Origin of the sequence: Streptomyces sp. R28 (assembly GCF_041052385.1) — a bacterium.
Classification (GTDB): Bacteria; Actinomycetota; Actinomycetes; order Streptomycetales; family Streptomycetaceae; genus Streptomyces.
Genome location: NZ_CP163439.1, coordinates 8,222,692 through 8,241,548 on the forward strand (window position 1 = coordinate 8,222,692; position 18,857 = coordinate 8,241,548).

General features: G+C 71.6%; 14 protein-coding genes and 2 pseudogenes. 9 read left to right on the top strand and 7 right to left on the bottom strand.

The genetic code is table 11. The features are described from left to right. Positions 1 to 36: 36 nt before the first annotated feature. Both AB5J49_RS36040 and AB5J49_RS36045 read left to right on the top strand, forming a co-directional pair. Positions 37 to 1,602 carry a 3' terminal RNA ribose 2'-O-methyltransferase Hen1 gene (locus tag AB5J49_RS36040; RefSeq protein ID WP_369175370.1) on the top strand — a complete coding sequence of 522 codons (1,566 nt, stop codon included), beginning with the start codon at positions 37 to 39 and terminating at the stop codon, positions 1,600 to 1,602. Then, positions 1,599 to 4,171: pseudogene (locus AB5J49_RS36045) on the top strand (polynucleotide kinase-phosphatase). The gene AB5J49_RS36040 and the pseudogene AB5J49_RS36045 overlap by 4 nt, the downstream one beginning before the upstream one ends. Before the next feature lie 29 nt (positions 4,172 to 4,200). Here the strand turns inward: AB5J49_RS36045 and AB5J49_RS36050 are convergent. Beyond that, positions 4,201 to 5,100 (bottom strand): hypothetical protein, encoded by a 900-nt coding sequence (locus AB5J49_RS36050; protein ID WP_369173036.1) that lies wholly within the window; start codon positions 5,098 to 5,100, stop codon positions 4,201 to 4,203. After that, positions 5,097 to 6,167 (bottom strand): SPFH domain-containing protein, encoded by a 1,071-nt coding sequence (locus AB5J49_RS36055; protein WP_369173037.1) that lies wholly within the window; start codon positions 6,165 to 6,167, stop codon positions 5,097 to 5,099. The genes AB5J49_RS36050 and AB5J49_RS36055 overlap by 4 nt, the downstream gene beginning before the upstream one ends. Before the next feature lie 121 nt (positions 6,168 to 6,288). Here AB5J49_RS36055 and AB5J49_RS36060 point away from each other — a divergent pair, with 121 nt between their 5' ends. Then, on the top strand, positions 6,289 to 7,512 hold the full coding sequence (locus AB5J49_RS36060) for an arginine deiminase (RefSeq protein WP_369173038.1): 1,224 nt from the start codon (positions 6,289 to 6,291) through the stop codon (positions 7,510 to 7,512). 60 nt (positions 7,513 to 7,572) lie between these two features. Next, the gene (gene argF / locus AB5J49_RS36065; protein WP_369173039.1) at positions 7,573 to 8,580 is read left to right on the top strand and encodes an ornithine carbamoyltransferase; all 1,008 of its coding nucleotides are present in this window, start codon (positions 7,573 to 7,575) and stop codon (positions 8,578 to 8,580) included. 120 nt (positions 8,581 to 8,700) lie between these two features. Here argF and AB5J49_RS36070 read toward each other — a convergent pair whose 3' ends face one another. Next, positions 8,701 to 9,153, bottom strand: a complete 453-nt coding sequence (locus AB5J49_RS36070) for an ATP-binding protein (RefSeq protein WP_369173040.1) — start codon at positions 9,151 to 9,153, stop codon at positions 8,701 to 8,703. 357 nt (positions 9,154 to 9,510) lie between these two features. On the opposite strand from AB5J49_RS36070, the gene AB5J49_RS36075 reads away from it, so the two are divergent. Together AB5J49_RS36075 and AB5J49_RS36080 are read left to right on the top strand one after the other, a co-directional pair. Beyond that, positions 9,511 to 10,338, top strand: coding sequence for an enoyl-CoA hydratase family protein (locus tag AB5J49_RS36075; RefSeq protein WP_369173041.1), 828 nt, complete (start codon positions 9,511 to 9,513; stop codon positions 10,336 to 10,338). Between the two features lie 3 nt (positions 10,339 to 10,341). After that, complete coding sequence (locus AB5J49_RS36080) at positions 10,342 to 12,735, top strand: bifunctional salicylyl-CoA 5-hydroxylase/oxidoreductase (protein WP_369173042.1); 2,394 nt, start codon at positions 10,342 to 10,344, stop codon at positions 12,733 to 12,735. 229 nt (positions 12,736 to 12,964) lie between these two features. Here AB5J49_RS36080 and AB5J49_RS36085 read toward each other — a convergent pair. From AB5J49_RS36085 to AB5J49_RS36095, 3 genes and pseudogenes are all read right to left on the bottom strand, one after another. Beyond that, positions 12,965 to 13,252: pseudogene (locus AB5J49_RS36085) on the bottom strand (adenylyl-sulfate kinase); the annotation flags it as partial. Between the two features lie 99 nt (positions 13,253 to 13,351). After that, positions 13,352 to 14,164, bottom strand: a complete 813-nt coding sequence (locus tag AB5J49_RS36090) for a PaaX family transcriptional regulator C-terminal domain-containing protein (RefSeq protein ID WP_369173043.1) — start codon at positions 14,162 to 14,164, stop codon at positions 13,352 to 13,354. A gap of 15 nt (positions 14,165 to 14,179) precedes the next feature. Continuing rightward, the gene (locus tag AB5J49_RS36095; RefSeq protein WP_369173044.1) at positions 14,180 to 15,793 is read right to left on the bottom strand and encodes an AMP-binding protein; all 1,614 of its coding nucleotides are present in this window, start codon (positions 15,791 to 15,793) and stop codon (positions 14,180 to 14,182) included. Between the two features lie 160 nt (positions 15,794 to 15,953). Here AB5J49_RS36095 and AB5J49_RS36100 point away from each other — a divergent pair, with 160 nt between their 5' ends. Together AB5J49_RS36100 and AB5J49_RS36105 are read left to right on the top strand one after the other, a co-directional pair. Next, the gene (locus tag AB5J49_RS36100; protein ID WP_369173045.1) at positions 15,954 to 17,243 is read left to right on the top strand and encodes an acyl-CoA dehydrogenase family protein; all 1,290 of its coding nucleotides are present in this window, start codon (positions 15,954 to 15,956) and stop codon (positions 17,241 to 17,243) included. Further along, positions 17,240 to 17,638, top strand: coding sequence for a RidA family protein (locus AB5J49_RS36105; protein WP_369173046.1), 399 nt, complete (start codon positions 17,240 to 17,242; stop codon positions 17,636 to 17,638). The genes AB5J49_RS36100 and AB5J49_RS36105 overlap by 4 nt, the downstream gene beginning before the upstream one ends. Before the next feature lie 48 nt (positions 17,639 to 17,686). On the opposite strand, the gene AB5J49_RS36110 is transcribed toward AB5J49_RS36105, so the two are convergent. Beyond that, complete coding sequence (locus AB5J49_RS36110; RefSeq protein ID WP_369173047.1) at positions 17,687 to 17,881, bottom strand: DUF5999 family protein; 195 nt, start codon at positions 17,879 to 17,881, stop codon at positions 17,687 to 17,689. A gap of 238 nt (positions 17,882 to 18,119) precedes the next feature. Between AB5J49_RS36110 and AB5J49_RS36115 the strand changes: the two genes are divergently transcribed. Then, positions 18,120 to 18,578 (top strand): DUF6299 family protein, encoded by a 459-nt coding sequence (locus AB5J49_RS36115; protein ID WP_369173048.1) that lies wholly within the window; start codon positions 18,120 to 18,122, stop codon positions 18,576 to 18,578. Positions 18,579 to 18,857: the final 279 nt, after the last annotated feature.

Consider the following 18,857-nt stretch of genomic DNA (forward strand, 5'->3'; position numbering starts at 1 on the left):
GTGTCCGCAGTTCAGACCGCATTCGAGGCAACCACCGTGTTCCTGACGATCAGTACCACCGGCACGCCGGAACGCCCGGCCACCGATCTCGGCTACCTGCTGCACAAGCACCCCGAGAAATCGCAGGCGTTCTCCACCTCCTACGGCAAGGCCCACGTCCTCTACCCGGAGGCGGACGCCGAGCGCTGCACGGCGGCGCTGCTGCTGGAGGTTGACGCGGTGGCGCTGGTCCGGCGCGGCAAGGGCAAGGGCCGGGGCGGAGCACCCGACGCGGCGCTCGCGCAGTACGTCAACGACCGCCCGTACGCCGCCTCCTCGCTGCTGGCCGTGGCGCTGAGCGCCGTCTTCTCCAGCGCGATGCGGGGCGTGTGCAACGCCCGGCCCGAGCGCGTCGCGCAGCCCCTGCCCCTGCGCATCGAGGTGCCCGCGCTGCCGGCCCGAGGCGGCCCCGGGCTCGTACGACAGCTCTTCGAACCGCTCGGCTGGGCGGTGACCGCCGAACCGGTGCCGCTGGACGTGCGGTTCCCCCAGTGGGGCGACTCGCGCTACGTGCGGCTCGTACTGGAGTCGGAGGCGCTGACCCTCGCCGAGGCCCTGCGCCACCTCTACGTCCTGCTCCCCGTCCTCGACGACGCCAAGCACTACTGGGTCGCCCCCGACGAGGTCGACAAGCTGCTGCGGGCCGGTGAGGGCTGGCTGCCGGACCACCCGGAGCAGAAGGTGATCACCAGCCGGTATCTGTCGCGCCGTTGGTCGCTGACCCGGGAGGCGATGGAGCGGCTGGAGCTCGTGCGGCTCGCGGAGGCCGACGACAGCGAGGTCGAGGACATCGACAACGCCGTCGAGGCGGAGAGCGAGGCCGAGGAGAAGCCCACGCCGCTCGCCGTGCAGCGCCGGGACGCGATCATCGCCGCGCTCAAGGCGTCCGGCGCCGGCCGCGTGCTCGATCTCGGGTGCGGGCAGGGGCAGTTGGTGCAGGCGCTGCTCAAGGATGCGGCGTTCACCGAGATCGTGGGCGTGGACGTGTCGATGCGGGCGCTGACCATCGCGGGGCGGCGGCTGAAGCTGGACCGGATGGGGGAGCGGCAGGCCTCGCGCGTGAAGCTCTTCCAGAGCTCCCTCGCCTACACCGACAGCCGACTCAAGGGCTACGACGCCGCAGTGCTCAGCGAGGTCATCGAGCACCTCGACCTGCCGCGGCTGCCCGCGCTGGAGTACGCGGTGTTCGGCTCCGCCCGCCCGCGGACCGTCCTCGTGACGACCCCGAACGTGGAGTACAACGTCCGCTGGGAGAGCCTCCCGGCCGGCCACGTCCGGCACGGCGACCACCGCTTCGAGTGGACCCGCGAGGAGTTCCGGGCGTGGGCACGGGCGGTGGCCGAACGGCACGGGTACGGCGTGGAGTTCGTGCCCGTGGGGCCGGACGACCCGGAGGTGGGGCCGCCCACCCAGATGGCCGTGTTTGAGATGAACACAGTCGAAATGGGCACAGCCGCCACGAAGAATGACGCGAACAATGCGAACAGTCCGAACAATGAGAACAACGTGAATGGCGCGAACGGCGCCAACGGCGCGAACAAGAGGGAGGCGAAGGTCGCATGAGCGAGACCACCCAGACACCCCAGGGACGGGTCCTGCCCGTCACCGACCTCTCCCTCGTCGTGCTCATCGGCGCCTCCGGCTCCGGCAAGTCCACCTTCGCCCACCGGAACTTCAAGCCCACCGAGGTCATCTCCTCGGACTTCTGCCGCGGTCTGGTGTCCGACGACGAGAACGACCAGAGCGCGACCCGGGACGCCTTCGACGTCCTGCACTACATCGCGGGCAAGCGCCTGGCCGCCGGCCGCCGTACGGTCGTCGACGCCACCAGCGTGCAGCAGGACGCCCGGCGGCAGCTGATCGAGCTGGCCAGGCAGTACGACGTGCTGCCGATAGCCATCGTGCTCGACGTGCCGGAGGAGGTGTGCGCCGAGCGCAACGCGGCCCGCACCGACCGGGCCGACATGCCGCGCCGCGTCATCCAGCGGCACACCCGCGAACTCCGCCGGTCCCTGCGGCACCTGGAGCGCGAGGGCTTTCGCAAGGTGCACGTCCTGCGGGGCGTGACGGACGTCGAGAACGCCACCGTCGTCACCGAGAAGCGCTTCAACGACCTCACCCACCTCACCGGCCCCTTCGACATCATCGGCGACATCCACGGCTGCGCCTTCGAGCTGGAGTCGCTGCTGGGCAAGCTGGGCTACGTCGACGGCGCGCACCCGGACGGCCGTACCGCCGTCTTCGTCGGCGACCTCGTCGACCGCGGGCCGGACAGTCCGGGCGTGCTGCGCCGCGTGATGTCGATGGTGAAGTCGGGCCACGCGCTGTGCGTGCCGGGCAACCACGAGAACAAGTACGGGCGTTACCTCAAGGGCCGCAAGGTCCAGCACACACACGGGCTCGCCGAGACCGTCGAGCAGATGGAGGGCGAGAGCGAGGAGTTCCGGGCCGAGGTACGGGAGTTCATCGACGGGCTGGTCAGCCACTACGTCCTCGACGGGGGGCGGCTGGTGGTCTGCCACGCCGGTCTGCCCGAGAAGTACCACGGCCGTACGTCCGGCCGGGTCCGCTCGCACGCGCTGTACGGCGACACCACCGGGGAGACCGACGAGTTCGGCCTGCCGGTGCGCTACCCGTGGGCGGAGGACTACCGAGGGCGCGCGGCTGTGGTGTACGGCCACACTCCGGTCCCGGAAGCCACATGGCTGAACAACACCATCTGCCTGGACACCGGCGCCGTCTTCGGCGGCAAGCTGACCGCGCTGCGCTGGCCGGAGCGGGAACTGGTCGACGTACCGGCCGAGCAGGTCTGGTACGAGCCGACGAAGCCGCTGCGGACGGAGGCGCCCGGCGGGCACGACGGGCGCCGCTCGACCTGGCGGACGTGCACGGGCGCAGGGTCGTGGAGACGCGGCACGCCGGCCGGGTGTCCGTCCGTGAGGAGAACGCGGCGGCGGCCCTGGAGGTCATGAGCCGCTTCGCGGTCGACCCGCGCCTGCTGCCGTACCTCCCGCCGACCATGGCACCGACGGCGACCAGTCACATCGAGGGCTACCTCGAACACCCCGCGGAGGCCTTCGCGCAGTACAAGGAGGACGGCGTCGAGCGGGTCGTGTGCGAGGAGAAGCACATGGGTTCGCGCGCGGTGGCCCTGGTGTGCCGGGACGCGGAGGCGGCCCGCAAGCGCTTCGGCGTGGACGGTCCGACCGGATCGCTCTACACCCGCACAGGCCGCCCGTTCTTCGACGACGAGTCGGTGACGGAGACGATCCTCGACCGGCTGCGGACGGCGATCGGCGAGGCCGGCCTCTGGGACGACCTCGCCGCGTCCGACAGCGCCTCCGGCGCGGGCGACTGGCTGCTGCTCGACGCCGAGCTGATGCCGTGGTCGCTGAAGGCGCAGGGCCTGCTGCGCTCGCAGTACGCGGCGGTCGGCGCCGCCTCCGGGGCGGTGTTCCCGGGTGCGCTGGCCGCGTTGGAGGGTGCCGGGGCGCGCGGTGTCGACGTGTCCGACCTGCTGGCACGCCAGCGCGAACGGGCCTCGGACGCCGCCGCGTTCACGGAGGCGTACCGCCGCTACTGCTGGCCGACGGACGGCCTGGACGGCGTACGCCTGGCCCCGTTCCAGATCCTGGCGGTCCAGGGCCGCAGCCTCGCCGCGCTCCCGCACGACGAGCAGCTCGCGCTCCTCGACCGGCTGGTGGAGCACGACAGCACGGGGCTGCTCCAGACGACCCGACGCCTGTACGTCGACACCGGCGACCCGGAGTCGGTGCGGGCCGGCGTCGACTGGTGGCTGGAGATGACCGGACGCGGCGGCGAGGGCATGGTCGTCAAGCCGCTCGGTGCTGTCGTCCGCAGCGAACAGGGGCGGCTGGTGCAGCCCGGCATCAAGTGCCGGGGCCGCGAGTACCTGCGGATCATCTACGGTCCCGAGTACACGCGCCCGGACAACCTGGCCCGGCTGCGGCAGCGGTTCCTCAACCACAAGCGGTCGCTCGCCATCCGCGAGTACGCGCTGGGCCTGGAGGCCCTGGACCGGCTGGCGGACGGCGAGCCGCTGTGGCGGGTGCACGAGGCGGTGTTCGGGGTGCTGGCGCTGGAGTCGGAGCCGGTGGACCCGCGGCTGTGAGGGTGCCGTCGGGGAGCGGCTGCCGCTGATCAGCCGACCAGCCGCAGCCGCTCCCGGCACACGCCCACCCGGATCGTCTGCCCCCAGGTCAGCTCGACCGCGTCCGTCTCCATCCCGTCCCCGAAGGCGACGAGCCGCTCGGATTCGACGGTGAGCCGCAGACGGGCCGCGGCCGCGAGTTCCCCGGCGACCAGTGACGTACCGGTGGCCGGGGACGGCCAGGCCTCCCGTACGAACCACAGCAGCCGGTCCTCGGCGGGGCGGGGCAGCGCAAGAGTGCTGCCCCGCTCCTGCCACACCGACCGGACCCAGCCGGTCGCCCCCGTCCCGGTGCCGACGATCACCCCGGACGAGGCCTGGGCCTCGACGACACCCCCGTCGTCCTCCAGGCCCAGGCGGTATCGGGCCGTCCGGTGTCCGGCGGCGCCCAGGTAGATCTCGTTCAGGGCCACGAGACGCTGTGTGTCGTCGGCGACGGCCTCGACCATGGTGAGTTCGTCGAAGTGCCCCCTTCCGGATTGCGTGGCGGCGAGCAACGGGCCGGCGTCCTCGGGGCGGTGGCGCACCAGGACGCCCGGGTTGCGGCCCGGGTCGGTGTCGATGCCCAGCACCGGCTGTCCGGCGAGGTACTTGGCGACGTTCGCCACCAGGCCGTCCTGTCCGACCACGACCACGACGTCCTCGGGGGCGAACAGGAAGCGGTCCAGGTCGGCCCGCTCGACCCGGGTCTGACGCCAGGTCAGAGGAATCGCCGAGGTGACCTCCGTCAGCGCCTGTCGCGTCCGGCGGTGGCGTTGGGCGACCTCCTCCAGGTCGCGGCCACGGGAGGCGAGGAAGAAGGCGGCCTGGCCGTGCGTACCGTGCCGGGCCACCAACTCCTCGTACTCCGTGGTGCGATGGACGAGGACGACCCGGGGCGCGAGGCTCACGCCTGCCCCTGTGCTCCGAGCCTGGCGAGCAGGCCCGTCAGCACGTCCGGCGACACCGTCACGCTGTCGATCCGCGGCAGGTTCTCCGCCAGCCGCGTCCCGGTGAGCGCGTGCAGCGTCGCCACGTCCACCTCCGCGTGCACCCGCAGCCAGGCCGCCTGCGCCTGCGCCCGCGCCGCACCGACCTCGCGGGCACCCTCGGCCTCCGCCCGGGCCAGCCGTACGGACCGCGTGGCCTCCGCCTCCGCGAGGCGCACCGTCCGTACCGCCTCCGCCTCTGCGAGACGTACGGTCCGGGCCGCCTCGGCCTCGGCCCTGACCGCGTCCGCGGCGGCGTGCTCCTCGGCCTCGCGCCGCGCGTTCGTGCCGCGCTGGTCCACCAACTGCTCCTCGCGGCGGGCGAGTTCGATCTGGCTGGCCAGTTCGTTCTCGGCGATCGCGCGCTCCCGCTCGACGGCCACCGCCCGCCGCTCGTAGGTCGCCCGGTCCGCCTCCTGCTGGATCTGCTCGCGGGCCGGCGTGCGCAGCGCCCGCTCCACCTCGGGTTCGGGGCGCAGCGCCATGACGCGTACGGCGACGACCTCGATGCCGGTCGCCGGGAGACGGGGCTCCCCGGCCAGGCCCGCCGCGATCCGCTCCCGCACCGCCGTCACGCCGTCGACCAGCGCCGCCGCCAGTGGCGTGCGGGCCAGCACGTCCAGCGCGTGCTGCTGGGCCGTCTCCGTCAGGAGTGCCCCGAGCTGCTCCAGCGGGGTGCCCCGCCAGGCGCCCGTGTCCGGGTCGACGGAGAAGTCCAGGCGCGCGGCCGCCACGGCAGGGTCGCTGATCCGGTAGGTGACCGTCGCCTGTACGGACACGTCCTGGAAGTCGGACGTACGGGCATGGAACGTCATCGCCAACTCCCGGTCGTCGACCGGTACTTCGGAGAGCGTGGCGGTCAGGGAACGGAACCAGAAGCTCAGTCCCGGGCCGTCGTGCACCAGCCGGCCGGAGCGGTGGTGGCGAATGTGCGCCGTCGGAGCGCCCCGGAGATGGCGCCATCCCAGGCGCCGGGTGATGTCGGCCATGAGACCCCCTCGATTTTCGTCAGTAAGACGATAACCGTGAGACCTTCTTGTCGTCAAGGGGACGAAAACAGAAACGGTCAAGCGGGGGGTGAACCCGGGCGTCGATGGTCAGGATGGAGACATGGGATTCCATGTCGACTCCGAGGCCGGGCGCCTGCGCCGCGTCATCCTGCACCGGCCGGATCTCGAGCTCAAAAGGCTCACCCCCAGCAACAAGGACGCGCTGCTCTTCGACGACGTGCTGTGGGTGCGCCGGGCGCGCGCCGAGCACGACGGGTTCGCCGACGTCCTGCGCGACCGCGGCGTCATCGTCCACCTCTTCGGCGACCTGCTCACCGAGGCCCTGGAGATCCCGGCGGCCAGGAAGCTCGTCCTGGACCGGGTCTTCGACGAGAAGGAGTACGGGGTCCTGGCCACGGACCACCTCCGCGCGGCCTTCGAGAGCCTGCCGTCGGCAGAGCTCGCCGAGGCCCTCGTCGGCGGCATGACCAAGCGGGAGTTCCTGGAGGCGCACCCCGAGCCGATCTCCGTGCGCTTCCATGTCATGGACCTCGACGACTTCCTCCTCGCGCCGCTCCCCAACCACCTCTTCACCCGCGACACCTCCGCCTGGATCTACGACGGCGTCTCCGTCAACGCCATGCGCTGGCCCGCCCGCCAGCGCGAGACCGTGCACTTCGAGGCGATCTACCGGCACCACCCGCTGTTCCGTGACGAAACGTTCCACGTCTGGTCCGAGGGGCAGGCCGACTACCCCTCCACCATCGAGGGCGGGGACGTCCTGGTGATCGGCGGCGGCGCGGTCCTCATCGGGATGAGCGAGCGCACCACGCCCCAGGCCGTCGAGATGCTCGCGCACAAGCTGTTCGCCGCCGGGTCGGCCGAGACGATCGTGGCCCTCGACATGCCCAAGCGGCGTGCCCTCATGCATCTCGACACCGTGATGACCATGGTCGACGGCGACGTCTTCACCCAGTACGCCGGGCTCGGCATGCTCCGGTCGTACACCATCGAACCGGGCGCCGGTGACAAGGAGCTGAAGGTCACCGACCATCCGCCGGAGCACATGCACCGCGCGATCGCCGCCGCCCTGGGCCTCAGCGAGATCCGCGTCCTGACCGCGACCCAGGACGTCCACGCGGCCGAGCGCGAGCAGTGGGACGACGGCTGCAATGTGCTGGCCGTCGAGCCGGGCGTCGTCGTCGCCTATGAGCGGAACTCCACCACCAACACGCATCTGCGCAAGCAGGGCATCGAGGTGATCGAGATCCCGGGCAGCGAGCTGGGGCGGGGGAGGGGCGGGCCGCGCTGCATGAGCTGTCCGGTCGAACGTGCAGCCGTATAGAAATGCCGAAGGTCGTATAGACTTCCAATGTCCTTGTACTCGTACCTCTGGAGCGCCCCCATGGCGACTGTCCCGACCGCCCTCGCCGGCCGCCACTTCCTCAAGGAGCTCGACTTCACCGAGCAGGAGTTCCGTGGCCTGATCGAGCTGGCCGCCGAGCTGAAGGCCGCCAAGAAGGCCGGGACCGAGACGCAGTACCTCCGGGGCAGGAACATCGCGCTGATCTTCGCGAAGACCTCGACGCGCACGCGCTGCGCGTTCGAGGTCGCGGCCGCCGACCAGGGCGCCTCGACGACGTACCTCGACCCGTCCGGCTCACAGATCGGCCACAAGGAGTCCGTGAAGGACACCGCGCGCGTGCTCGGGCGGATGTACGACGGGATCGAGTACCGCGGGGACAGCCAGGCGAAGGTGGAGGAGCTGGCCGCGTACGCAGGCGTGCCCGTCTACAACGGCCTGACCGACGACTGGCACCCCACCCAGATGCTGGCGGACGTGCTGACGATGACGGAGCACAGCGGCAAGCCCCTCAAGGAGATCACCTTCGCCTACCTGGGCGACGCCCGCTTCAACATGGGCAACTCCTACCTGATCACCGGCGCCCTGCTCGGCATGGACGTACGGATCGTGGCGCCCGAGGAGTACTGGCCCGGTGACGAGGTCGTGGCCCGGGCCCGCAAGCTGGCGGAGGGCAGCGGCGCCACCATCACGCTCACCCAGGACGTCGCCGAGGGTGTCCGCGGCGCCGACTTCGTCGCCACCGACGTCTGGGTCTCCATGGGGGAGCCCAAGGAGGTCTGGGACGAGCGGATCACCGCGCTCGCTCCGTACGCCGTGACCATGGACGTGCTGCGCGCCACCGGGAACCCGGACGTCAAGTTCCTGCACTGCCTACCGGCGTTCCATGACCTCGGTACGCAGGTCGGGCGCGAGATCTTCGAGAGCCACGGGCTGGAGTCGCTGGAGGTCACGGACGAGGTCTTCGAGTCCGAGCACTCGGTGGTCTTCGACGAGGCGGAGAACCGGATGCACACGATCAAGGCGGTTCTGGTCGCGACGCTGGCTTGAGTGGCGGGGGTCGCGCCGTAGGGGTTGTGCGTCTGTTGCCGATTGCCGATTGCCGCCGCCGACTGCCGACTGGCGGCCGTGTGGGGTTGATCGCGCAGTTCCGCGCGCCCCTCAGCGGGTTTACGCCGGACGGCGCTGAGCGGGTACGACCGGCAGCCTGAACCACACCGCCTTGCCTGAGTCCGTCGGCCGGTGGCCGCAGGACGAGCTCAGGGCGCGGATCAGCAGCAGGCCGCGGCCGTGCTCCTGCCAGGGGTCGGGCTCGCCGGCGGCGGGCCGGGTCAGATTGCCGGGCGGTGCCGGGTCCGGATCGTGCACCTCGACCTGGCAGCCGGACGGCAGCAGCTCCAGCACCAGCTCTATCGGGCCGTTCCCCGCGGTGTGCTCCACGGCGTTCGCGACCAGCTCCGCAGTGAGCAGCTCCGCGGTGTCGCAGTCGGCGGAATGCTCCAGCTCGGCCAGCGCCGTGCGGACCAGTGCGCGTGCGACGGGCACGGCCGCGACGGTGTGCGGCAGTGCGATGCGCCAGGAGGCGGAGGCTGCGGGGCGATCTTGCAAGGTGGGTCCGTTCATGAGCAGGCTGTCCTGCTTTCAACCTTATGAATGGTACGGCGCCACCCGGCAGACGCATCCGGAGGACACCGTTCGGGACCTTCGGCCCCGACTGCTGGGCGGCTTACCCGGGTGAACGGCCGGCCTCGCACGGCTGATCCCGCCGTTACGGGGGTGTCGCCGAGCCGTGACGGATGTGACGGGGTCAGGTCACATCCGTCAGGCCCGGCCGCGTCCACACCCGAACGGGTTATTGCGCGACCGTGACGACAGTCAAAGTTGAGTGATAGCTTCGAAGGGTAGAGCTCAAGGGGTAGAGCTCAAGGGGTAGAGCTCAGTGAGCCAGTGCCCGCCGTCCGCCCGAGGAGGCCGCACGTCATGAGTCCCTTCACCGGCTCCGCCGCCCGCACCTCCGACTGGAAGCATCTGCGGGTCGAGCACGCCGACGGGGTCGCCACCGTCACCCTCGCCCGTCCCGAGAAACTCAACGCGCTCACCTTCGGCGCCTACGCCGACCTGCGCGATCTGCTCGCCGAGCTGTCCCGGGAGAGGGCGGTACGGGCCCTGGTGCTGGCCGGCGAGGGCCGCGGCTTCTGCTCCGGCGGCGACGTCGACGAGATCATCGGCGCGACCCTGTCCATGGACACGGCCCAGCTCCTCGACTTCAACCGGATGACCGGGCAGGTCGTGCGGGCCGTACGGGAGTGCCCGTTCCCGGTGATCGCGGCGGTGCACGGGGTGGCCGCCGGGGCCGGAGCGGTACTGGCACTCGCCGCCGACTTCCGGGTCGTCGACCCCACCGCCCGTTTCGCCTTCCTCTTCACCCGGGTGGGCCTGTCGGGCGGTGACATGGGTGCCGCGTATCTGCTGCCGAGGGTCGTCGGCCTCGGTCACGCGACCCGCCTGCTCATGCTGGGCGAGCCGGTACGGGCCCCGGAGGCCGAGCGGATCGGCCTGATCAGCGAGCTGACGGACGAGGGCCAAGCGGACGATGCCGCGCAGGCGCTCGCCCGCCGCCTGGCCGACGGCCCGGCCCTGGCGTACGCCCAGACGAAGGCCCTGCTCACGGCCGAGCTGGACATGCCACTGGCGGCAGCGGTGGAGATGGACGCCTCGACGCAGGCATTGCTGATGAACGGTGAGGACTACGCCGAATTCCACGCGGCTTTCACGGAGAAGCGCCCGCCGAAATGGCAGGGGAGGTAGCGAATGCTCTCGCCCGAGGGGACCGCAACGCCGCCAGGGGCGCGGGGCCGTATCGAATGTGCGGCTACCGCCGCGGGGGCGCGACCAGCCACAGACAACTCGCAGCCGCCCGCGACGACCGGCCACCCCCTACGAGTCGCCATCATCGGCGGCGGCCCCGGGGGCCTCTACGCCGCCGCCCTCCTCAAACGCCTGGACCCCACCCGCGAGGTCACCGTCTGGGAACGCAACGCCCCCGACGACACCTTCGGCTTCGGTGTCGTCCTCTCCGACGAAACCCTCGGCGGCATCGAACACGCCGACCCCGTGGTCTACGCGGCCCTGCAGCAGCACTTCACCCGATGGGACGACATCGACATCGTCCACCGCAACACCCGCCACACGTCATCAGGACACGGCTTCGCGGCCCTGGGCAGGAAACGCCTCCTGGAGATCCTTCACCACCGCTGCCGTGACCTCGGCGTAGAGCTCCGCTTCCGCTCCGAGGCTCCGTACCCGGCCTGGCTCGCGGAAACATACGACCTGGTCATCGCCGCAGACGGTGTGCACAGCACCACCCGCGAGGCCTACCCCCATGTGTTCCGCCCCCATGTGGTCGCCCACCACTGCCGCTACATCTGGCTGGCCGCAGACTTCGCCTTCGACGCCTTCCGCTTCGAGATCGCCGAGACCGAACACGGCGTGATGCAACTGCACGGCTACCAGTACGCGGCCGACGCCTCCACGGTGATCGTCGAGATGCGGGAAGAGGTCTGGCAGGCGGCCGGGTTCGCGGAACTCGACGAGCAGGAGTCCGTCGAGCGCTGCGCCAAGATCTTCGCGGAAGCGCTCCGCGGCCGGCCCCTGAAGTCCAACAAGTCGGCGTGGACCACCTTCCGCACCGTCGTCAACGAGCGCTGGTCGCACGAGAACATCGTCCTGCTCGGCGACGCCGCCCACACCGCCCACTTCTCCATCGGCTCCGGCACCAAGCTCGCCGTCGAGGACGCCCTCGCGCTCGCCGCCTGCCTGGAGGAACAGCCGGACATCGCCGGCGCGCTCAGCGCGTACGAGGAGGAGCGCAAGCCCGTCGTCGCCTCCACGCAGCGCGCCGCCCGTGCCAGCCTGCAGTGGTTCGAGAACCTCGGCCTCTACCTCGACCAGCGGCCCCGCCAGTTCGCCTTCAACCTCCTCACCCGCAGCCGCCGCGTCACCCACGACAACCTGCGCCTGCGCGACGCCCATTTCACCGAGGCCGTGGAGCGCGACTTCGGCTGCCCACCCGGCACACCCCCGATGTTCACGCCGTTCCGGCTGCGCGGCCTGACCCTGCGCAACCGTGTCGTCGTGTCCCCGATGGACATGTACTCGGCCACGGACGGCGTCCCCGGCGACTTCCACCTGGTCCACCTCGGTGCCCGCGCCCTCGGCGGCGCCGGCCTGGTGATGACCGAGATGGTGTGCGTCAGCCCGGAGGGACGCATCACCCCCGGCTGCACCGGCCTCTACACCGGTAAGCAGGCCGAGTCCTGGCGGCGGATCGTCCAGTTCGTGCACACCCGGGCACCCGGCACCGCGATCGGCGTGCAGCTCGGCCACAGCGGACGCAAGGGCTCGACCAAGCTGATGTGGGAGGGCATCGACGAGCCCCTGGAGGACGGCAACTGGCCCCTCGTGGCCCCGTCCCCGATCCCCTACAAGCCGTACAGCCAGACCCCGCGCGAGCTGACCCGCGCCCAACTCACCGACATCCGCGAGCAGTTCACGGCAGCCGCATGGCGTGCCGCCCGGGCCGGCTTCGACCTCCTCGAACTGCACTGCGCGCACGGCTACCTGCTCTCCGGGTTCCTCTCCCCGCTGACCAACCGCCGCACGGACGCCTACGGCGGCTCCCTCGACAGACGGCTGCGCTTCCCGCTGGAGGTCTTCGACGCCGTACGGGGCGTATGGCCCGAGGAGCGGCCCATGACCGTCCGTATCTCCGCCACCGACTGGGCCGAGGGCGGGACGACGGCCGAGGACGCCGTCGAGATCGCCCGCGCCTTCGCCGCGCACGGTGCCGACGCGATCGACGTGTCGACCGGGCAGGTCGTGGCCGACGAGCAGCCGGAGTACGGGCGGTCGTACCAGACGCCGTACGCGGACCGGATCCGCCACGCCACCGGCCTCCCGGTGATCGCCGTCGGCGCGATCTCCTCCTGGGACGACGTCAACTCCCTGATCCTGGCGGGCCGTACGGACCTGTGCGCCCTCGCCCGCCCCCATCTCTACGACCCGCACTGGACTCTGCACGCCGCGGCCGAGCAGGGCTACGAGGGGCCGGGCGTCCTGTGGCCGGCCCCGTACCGGGCGGGCAGCCGCCGCCCGCAGACCGGACGCACGGACGCCCCCAAGCCCCGCCTGACGCTCGGAACCTGAGGGCGTACGTCCTGCCCGTGAGGGAGGCCTTCTACAGCTCGACCATTCCCGCGGTCAGCGTCGCACCGTCGGCGGGGTCGATCAGCAGGAGCGCGCCGGTGCGCCGGGAGAGCGCGTAGTCGTCGAGCGCGAGTGGCTCGGCGGTGCGCAGGGCGACCCGGCCGAGGTCGTTCGCGGTCAGCTCGGCCGCGCCCGCCAGGTCCGGCTCTCCCGGCGCACCGGGCCGCTGTAGGTGCAGCATGACGATGGAGTCCTTGCCGCCGGAGAAAAGGATCACCGGCCGCTCGAACTCGCCCGCCGCCTCGCGGAAGATGTGCACCGCCTCGGACTCCAGCGCGTCCAGGTGCGACAGGACGAACTCGGTCACGGTGGTGCTGCGGTCCTCCCGGGAGAAGCCCAGACCCGCGGAGAGGAAACGGCGGATCTCGTAGCCGTCCAGGACCTCCACGCGGTGTCCCTCGGCCTTCAGACGGTCACCGAGCAGGCGGGCGATGGTGGTCATCGCAACGGTCCTCATCTCTTACCTGGCGACGACCCGACGGACGCTAGGTAAGAAACTTGAGAAGAGGCGCAGAGGAGCCTGAGGGTCCGTTGGGGGCACATGGTGTGCCTGAGGTCACAGGCCGGCGTACGTGGCTCCCGCGTCCCGCAGACGCTCGTGCAGTCCCCGGAAGACGGCCGCCGAGCGGGCGCCCGGCCAGTCCTCGGGCAGCAGCCGGGCGGGCAGGCCGGGGTCGGTGTAGGGGAGGTGGCGCCAGGAGTCCAGGGCGAGGAGGTAGTCGCGGTAGGCCTCCTCGGGCGGGGTGTCCCGCCGGCGCTCCCAGTCGTGCAGCACGCGCGCGTGGCGGTCCAGGAACGCCTCGTGCTCCTTGGCGATCGCGGCCAGGTCCCACCAGCGGGATACGGCCTCGGCGGTCGGCGCGAAGCCGAGGTGCTCGCCGCGGAAGAAGTCGACGTATCCCTCCAGCCGCAGCCGCTGCAGGGTGTGCCGGGCCTCCTCGTAGAGCCGCGCCGGCGCGACCCACACGCCCGGAGCCGCCGTCCCGAAGCCGAGCCCGGCCAGCCGGGAGCGCAGTACGTGCCGCTTCTGCCGCTCCGACTCCGGCACCGAGAACACGGCGAGCACCCAGCCCTCGTCCTCGGGCGGGGCGGTGGTGTAGATGCGCCGGTCGCCGTCGTCCAGCAACTGGCGGGCGTCCGGCGACAGTTCGTACCCGGCCGCGCCCTGGGCCGTACGGGCCGGCAGCAGCAGCCCGCGCCGCTTCAGCCGCGACACCGAGGAACGCACTGAAGGGGCGTCCACGCCGACCGCGGCCAGCAGTCTGATCAGCTCGGCGACCGGCACCGGGCCGGGCATATGACGGCCGTAGGCGCCGTAGAGCGTGACGATGAGAGACCGTGGTGCATGCTGGTCGGACACGTTGATCATCTTAGGTCGTACGGATCACTGCCGGTCACTTTGCGGGTCACCACTCGCGCGCAGCCGAAAACGCTGGAGCTTGCCGGTCGCGGTGCGCGGCAGCGCGTCCAGGAAGACGATCTCGCGCGGACACTTGTACGGCGCCAGCTCGCCCTTGACGAAGGTGCGCAGCGCCTCCGTGTCCCGTCGGGCACCTTCCCTGAGCACCGTGTACGCCACCACGACCTGGCCGCGTGCCTCATCGGGCCGGCCCACCACCGCCGTCTCCAGCACGTCCGGGTGGCGCAGCAGGGCCTCCTCGACCTCCGGGCCCGCGATGTTGTAACCGGCCGAGATGATCATGTCGTCCGCGCGGGCGACATAGCGGAAGTAGCCGTCACTCTCCCGGACGTAGGTGTCGCCCGTGATGTTCCAGCCGTCGCGCACGTACTCGCGCTGCCGGGGGTCGGTGAGATAGCGGCAGCCGACCGGCCCGCGCACGGCGAGCAGCCCGGGCTCCCCGTCGGGCATCTCCTGCCCGTCCGCGTCGACCACGCGCGCGTGCCACCCCGGTACCGGCACCCCGGTCGTGCCGGGCCTGATGTGCTCGTCGGCCGCCGAGATGAAGATGTGCAGCAGCTCGGTGGCGCCGATGCCGTTGATGATGCGCAGACCGGTCCGCTCGTGCCAGGCCCGCCAGGTGGCGGCGGGCAGGTTCTCGCCCGCCGAGACGCAGCGGCGCAGTGAGGAGATGTCGTGCGAGTCGAGCTCGTCGAGCATCGCGCGGTAGGCCGTCGGCGCGGTGAACAGCACGGACACCCGGTGTTCGGCGATCGCCGGCAACAGCTGCTTGGGACCGGCCTGTTCGAGCAGCAGGGCGCTGGCGCCGGCCCGCATCGGGAAGATGACGAGCCCGCCGAGGCCGAAGGTGAAGCCGAGCGGGGGACTGCCGGTGAAGACATCGCCCACATGGGGGCGCAGCACATGCTCCGCGAAGGTGTCCGCTATCGCGAGCACATCCCGGTGGAAGTGCATACAGCCCTTGGGCCGTCCGGTGGTGCCGGAGGTGAAGGCGATGAGCGCGACGTCGTCGGCCGCCGTGTCGGCGGCGGGATACGACGCGTCGGGCGCCGGGCGGCGCAGCAGGTCGTCGGGGGCGTCACCGCCGTACGTCGCGATCCGCAGCCCCGGTATCTCCGCCTTGGCGAGGTCGTCGACGGCCCGGATGTCGCACAGCGCGTGCCGCACCTGGGCGATCTCGCAGATGGTCCGCAGCTCGTGCGGCCGCTGCTGGGCCAGCACCGTGACGGCGACCGCGCCGGCCTTCAGCACCGCCAGCCAGCAGGCGGCCAGCCAGGGTGTGGTCGGACCGCGCAGCAGCACCCGGTTGCCCGGGACGACGCCGAGGTCGCCGGTGAGCAGATGTGCCAGCCGGTCGACGCGGGCGCGCAGTGTGCCGTACGTCCATGTGGCGCCGGACGGGGTGTGGAACACGGGCCGCTCGTCGGCGGGGCCGTCGAGCAACTCGGCGGCTGCGTTGAGCCGATCGGAGTAGCGCAGCCGCGGAAGGTCGAAGCGGAGCTCGGGCCACTGGTCGGGCGGTGGCAGGTGCTCGCGGGCGAAGGTGTCGACGTGGGCGGAGCGGTGCAGACCGGCCATGGCGGTTCGCCCCCTTGCCGTATCGGGCTGCCTTGTGGGCGTCGTGGTGGGCTCGCACAGGGAGCGTATCGTGTTGGTGACGACAGTCAATGGTGCGCGATATCGTCGAGGAGGTCCGTCGAGAGCGTCCGTCGCGGACGGCTCCGCAGGGAGGTCGGCAATGCCCGCATTCTCACTCGATCCGCCGCAAACCGCATGGTGTGCCGAACTGCGCACCCTGGCCGCCGAACGGCTGCGCCCGCTCGCGGAGAAGGGCGAAGCCGGGCACGTCAACCGCTCGCTGGTCGCCGAACTCGGCCAACTGGGGCTGCTGGCACGGCTGTTCACCTCGGGAGCCGTCGACCTGTGCCTGATGCGGGAGTCTCTCGCCTACGCCTGCACGGAGGCGGAAACGGCCCTCGCCCTGCAGGGCCTGGGCGCCCATCCGGTCCATGCCCACGGCACCGCGGCCCAACGGGAGCGCTGGCTGCCGCGGGTGGCCGAGGGGAGCGCGGTGGCGGCCTTCGCGCTGAGCGAGCCGGGGGCCGGATCGGACGCGGCGGCGCTGGGGCTGCGGGCGGAGCGGGAGGCCTCGCGGCAGGGAGGACCGGGAATGCCGGGAGCGCTGGGAGCGCCGGGAGGGCCGGGAGCGCCGGGAGGGCCGGAATCGTCGGGAGGGCCGGGCGAACCGGAAGGGCAGGGAGAGCCGGGGGAATCGCCGGGCGCCTCGCTTGCCGCCGAGCCCGACGGTCCCGACCGCTGGCGGCTCACCGGCGAGAAGTGCTGGATCTCCAACGCCCCCGAGGCCGACTTCTACACGGTGTTCGCCCGCACCACCCCCGGCGCCGGGGCCCGTGGCGTCACCGCCTTCCTGGTCCCCGCCGACCGTCCCGGCCTCACCGGGGCGGGCCTCGACATGTTGTCCCCGCACCCCCTCGGCAGCCTCACCTTCGACGCCGTCCCCGTCACCGCCGACGACATGCTCGGCGAGGCCGACCGAGGCTTCCGGGTGGCGATGGGGACTCTGAACCTGTTCCGGCCCAGCGTCGGCGCCTTCGCCGTCGGCATGGCCCAGGCGGCCCTGGACGCGACCCTCGCCCACACCGCCCAACGGGACGCGTTCGGCGGCAAGTTGAAGGACCTTCAGGCGGTCGCCCACCAGGTCGCCGAGATGGCCCTGCGCACGGAGGCGGCTCGTCTCATGGTGTACGCGGCGGCGACGGCGTACGACGAAGGCGCCCCGGACGTCCCGAAGCGCGCCGCGATGGCCAAGCTGCTCGCCACCGAGACCGCGCAGTACGTCGTCGACCAGGCCGTCCAACTGCACGGCGCCCGTGCCCTGCGCCGTGGCCACCTGCTCGAACACCTCTACCGTGAGGTGCGGGCCCCGCGCATCTACGAGGGCGCCAGCGAGGTCCAACGCGGCATCATCGCCAAGGAGTTGTTCGCGAACATGGAGGCCGGCCAGTGAGCACCGAGCGCGTCAACCCGCCCGACCTCTCCCCGCCCACCGGTTTCTCCCACGCGGTCGTCGCCACCGGCTCACGGGTCGTCTTCCTGGCCGGTCAGACCGCCCTCGACACGGACGGCAAGGTGAGGGGCGACACCCTGCCCGAGCAGTTCGAGCGGGCCCTGGCCAATCTGCTGGCCGCGCTCGACGCAGCCGGCGGCACCGCCGCCGACCTCGCCCGGGTCACGGTCTACGCCACGGACGTCGCCGCGTACCGCGCCCAGGTCGCCGAACTCGGCCGCATCTGGCGGCAGTTGGCGGGCCGGGACTATCCGGCGATGGCGGTGGTCGAGGTCGTGCGCCTCTGGGACGAGGAGGCGATGGTGGAGCTCGACGGCTTCGCCGTGCTGCCGTAGGGCTTCGCCGTACCGAGGTGGTTCCTGCTCACGCGTCGTAGGTCTCGCTCACGCGGCCTTGGCGAGGCGGACGGCCGGCACCCGGTGCGGTGCGACGACGCGGCCGTCGGGCAGCAGCTCACCGCTGTCGTCGAACATGATCGCGCCGTTGCACAGCAGGCTCCAGCCCTGCTCGGGGTGTGCGGCGACCACATGGGGGGCCTGGCCATTGAGGGAAGGGCATGAAGGCTGGTGGGAACACATGGCGCACCTCCACATCGGGCGGACGAGCCGTGTGGGTCGTCCATATGGGTAGACCATGCTCTCGTTGCGAACTCATCGGAACGGCCCGACGTGAACCGTGACAACACGCGGACAACACTCTGACGGATCCACAAAGGTCGGGGCGGACTCGCCACCGAAGGGGTGACGGTCACGTCCATGGGTGCGCCCGCCAGGTACCAGTGGGAGGCCCCACTCCGATTATCCGGGAGGTCATCCCATGTCCCTGCGCCCCGCTCTCGCCACCGCTGCCGGAGCTGTCCTGCTCCTGCTGGTCGCCGCCCCGTCGGCACCCGCCGACTCCGCGGCCGCCGCCGACCCCAAGGAGACCGTGACCATCGACGGCACGGGCCGTATCGCCTCGGACGGCACCGTCACCCTGTCCGGCACCTACCGCTGCGCCGACGCCTCGGGGCCCGCGTTCGTGAGCTCCACGATCGGCCAGCAGGCCTCCGGCGTCCGGCACGGCATCGGCGGCACCCTCGCCGTGTGCGACGGCAAGAAGCACAGCTGGCAGAACATGGGCAGGCCACAGACGGGCACGGCCTCGGCTCCCCTCGAGGCAGGCAAGGCGTATGTCGAGGCCACCATCGTCGAACTCCACCCCGTGGGCGGCCTGCCCCTGCCCCGCTTCCACGCCGTGCAGGACAAGCAGGACATCACCCTGACCAAGAGCTGAACCCGACGTCCCTGCCGGGCTCGCACCGGCAGGGACCCGACATCACCGCGGCCGGGCCGGGCCCTCGGGCCCGGCCCCACGCCGCCGACGGTCCGACGCCCGCCACCTCGCCCACTCGATCCCGACGCAACCGGCGAGGGTGGCCTGCGGTCTCGGCGTCCCCCTCGTTCCGAACGCCACGGCCGCGCGCGCACTGGATCGCCCCGTCGCCCACCGTCCTCTTCGGCGCGGTTGAGCGCCCCGAAGACGTGCCGCGAGCACAGGGCGATCAGCTGAGCG

Coding starts and splice junctions, on each gene's coding strand:
- AB5J49_RS36055 (WP_369173037.1), bottom strand. CDS start 6,167: ATGGCCGACATCACCCGGCGCCTGGGATGGCGCCATCTCCGGGGCGCT.
- AB5J49_RS36060 (WP_369173038.1), top strand. CDS start 6,289: ATGGGATTCCATGTCGACTCCGAGGCCGGGCGCCTGCGCCGCGTCATC.
- argF (WP_369173039.1), top strand. CDS start 7,573: ATGGCGACTGTCCCGACCGCCCTCGCCGGCCGCCACTTCCTCAAGGAG.
- AB5J49_RS36070 (WP_369173040.1), bottom strand. CDS start 9,153: ATGAACGGACCCACCTTGCAAGATCGCCCCGCAGCCTCCGCCTCCTGG.
- AB5J49_RS36075 (WP_369173041.1), top strand. CDS start 9,511: ATGAGTCCCTTCACCGGCTCCGCCGCCCGCACCTCCGACTGGAAGCAT.
- AB5J49_RS36080 (WP_369173042.1), top strand. CDS start 10,342: ATGCTCTCGCCCGAGGGGACCGCAACGCCGCCAGGGGCGCGGGGCCGT.
- AB5J49_RS36090 (WP_369173043.1), bottom strand. CDS start 14,164: ATGATCAACGTGTCCGACCAGCATGCACCACGGTCTCTCATCGTCACG.
- AB5J49_RS36095 (WP_369173044.1), bottom strand. CDS start 15,793: ATGGCCGGTCTGCACCGCTCCGCCCACGTCGACACCTTCGCCCGCGAG.
- AB5J49_RS36100 (WP_369173045.1), top strand. CDS start 15,954: ATGCCCGCATTCTCACTCGATCCGCCGCAAACCGCATGGTGTGCCGAA.
- AB5J49_RS36110 (WP_369173047.1), bottom strand. CDS start 17,881: ATGTGTTCCCACCAGCCTTCATGCCCTTCCCTCAATGGCCAGGCCCCC.
- AB5J49_RS36115 (WP_369173048.1), top strand. CDS start 18,120: ATGTCCCTGCGCCCCGCTCTCGCCACCGCTGCCGGAGCTGTCCTGCTC.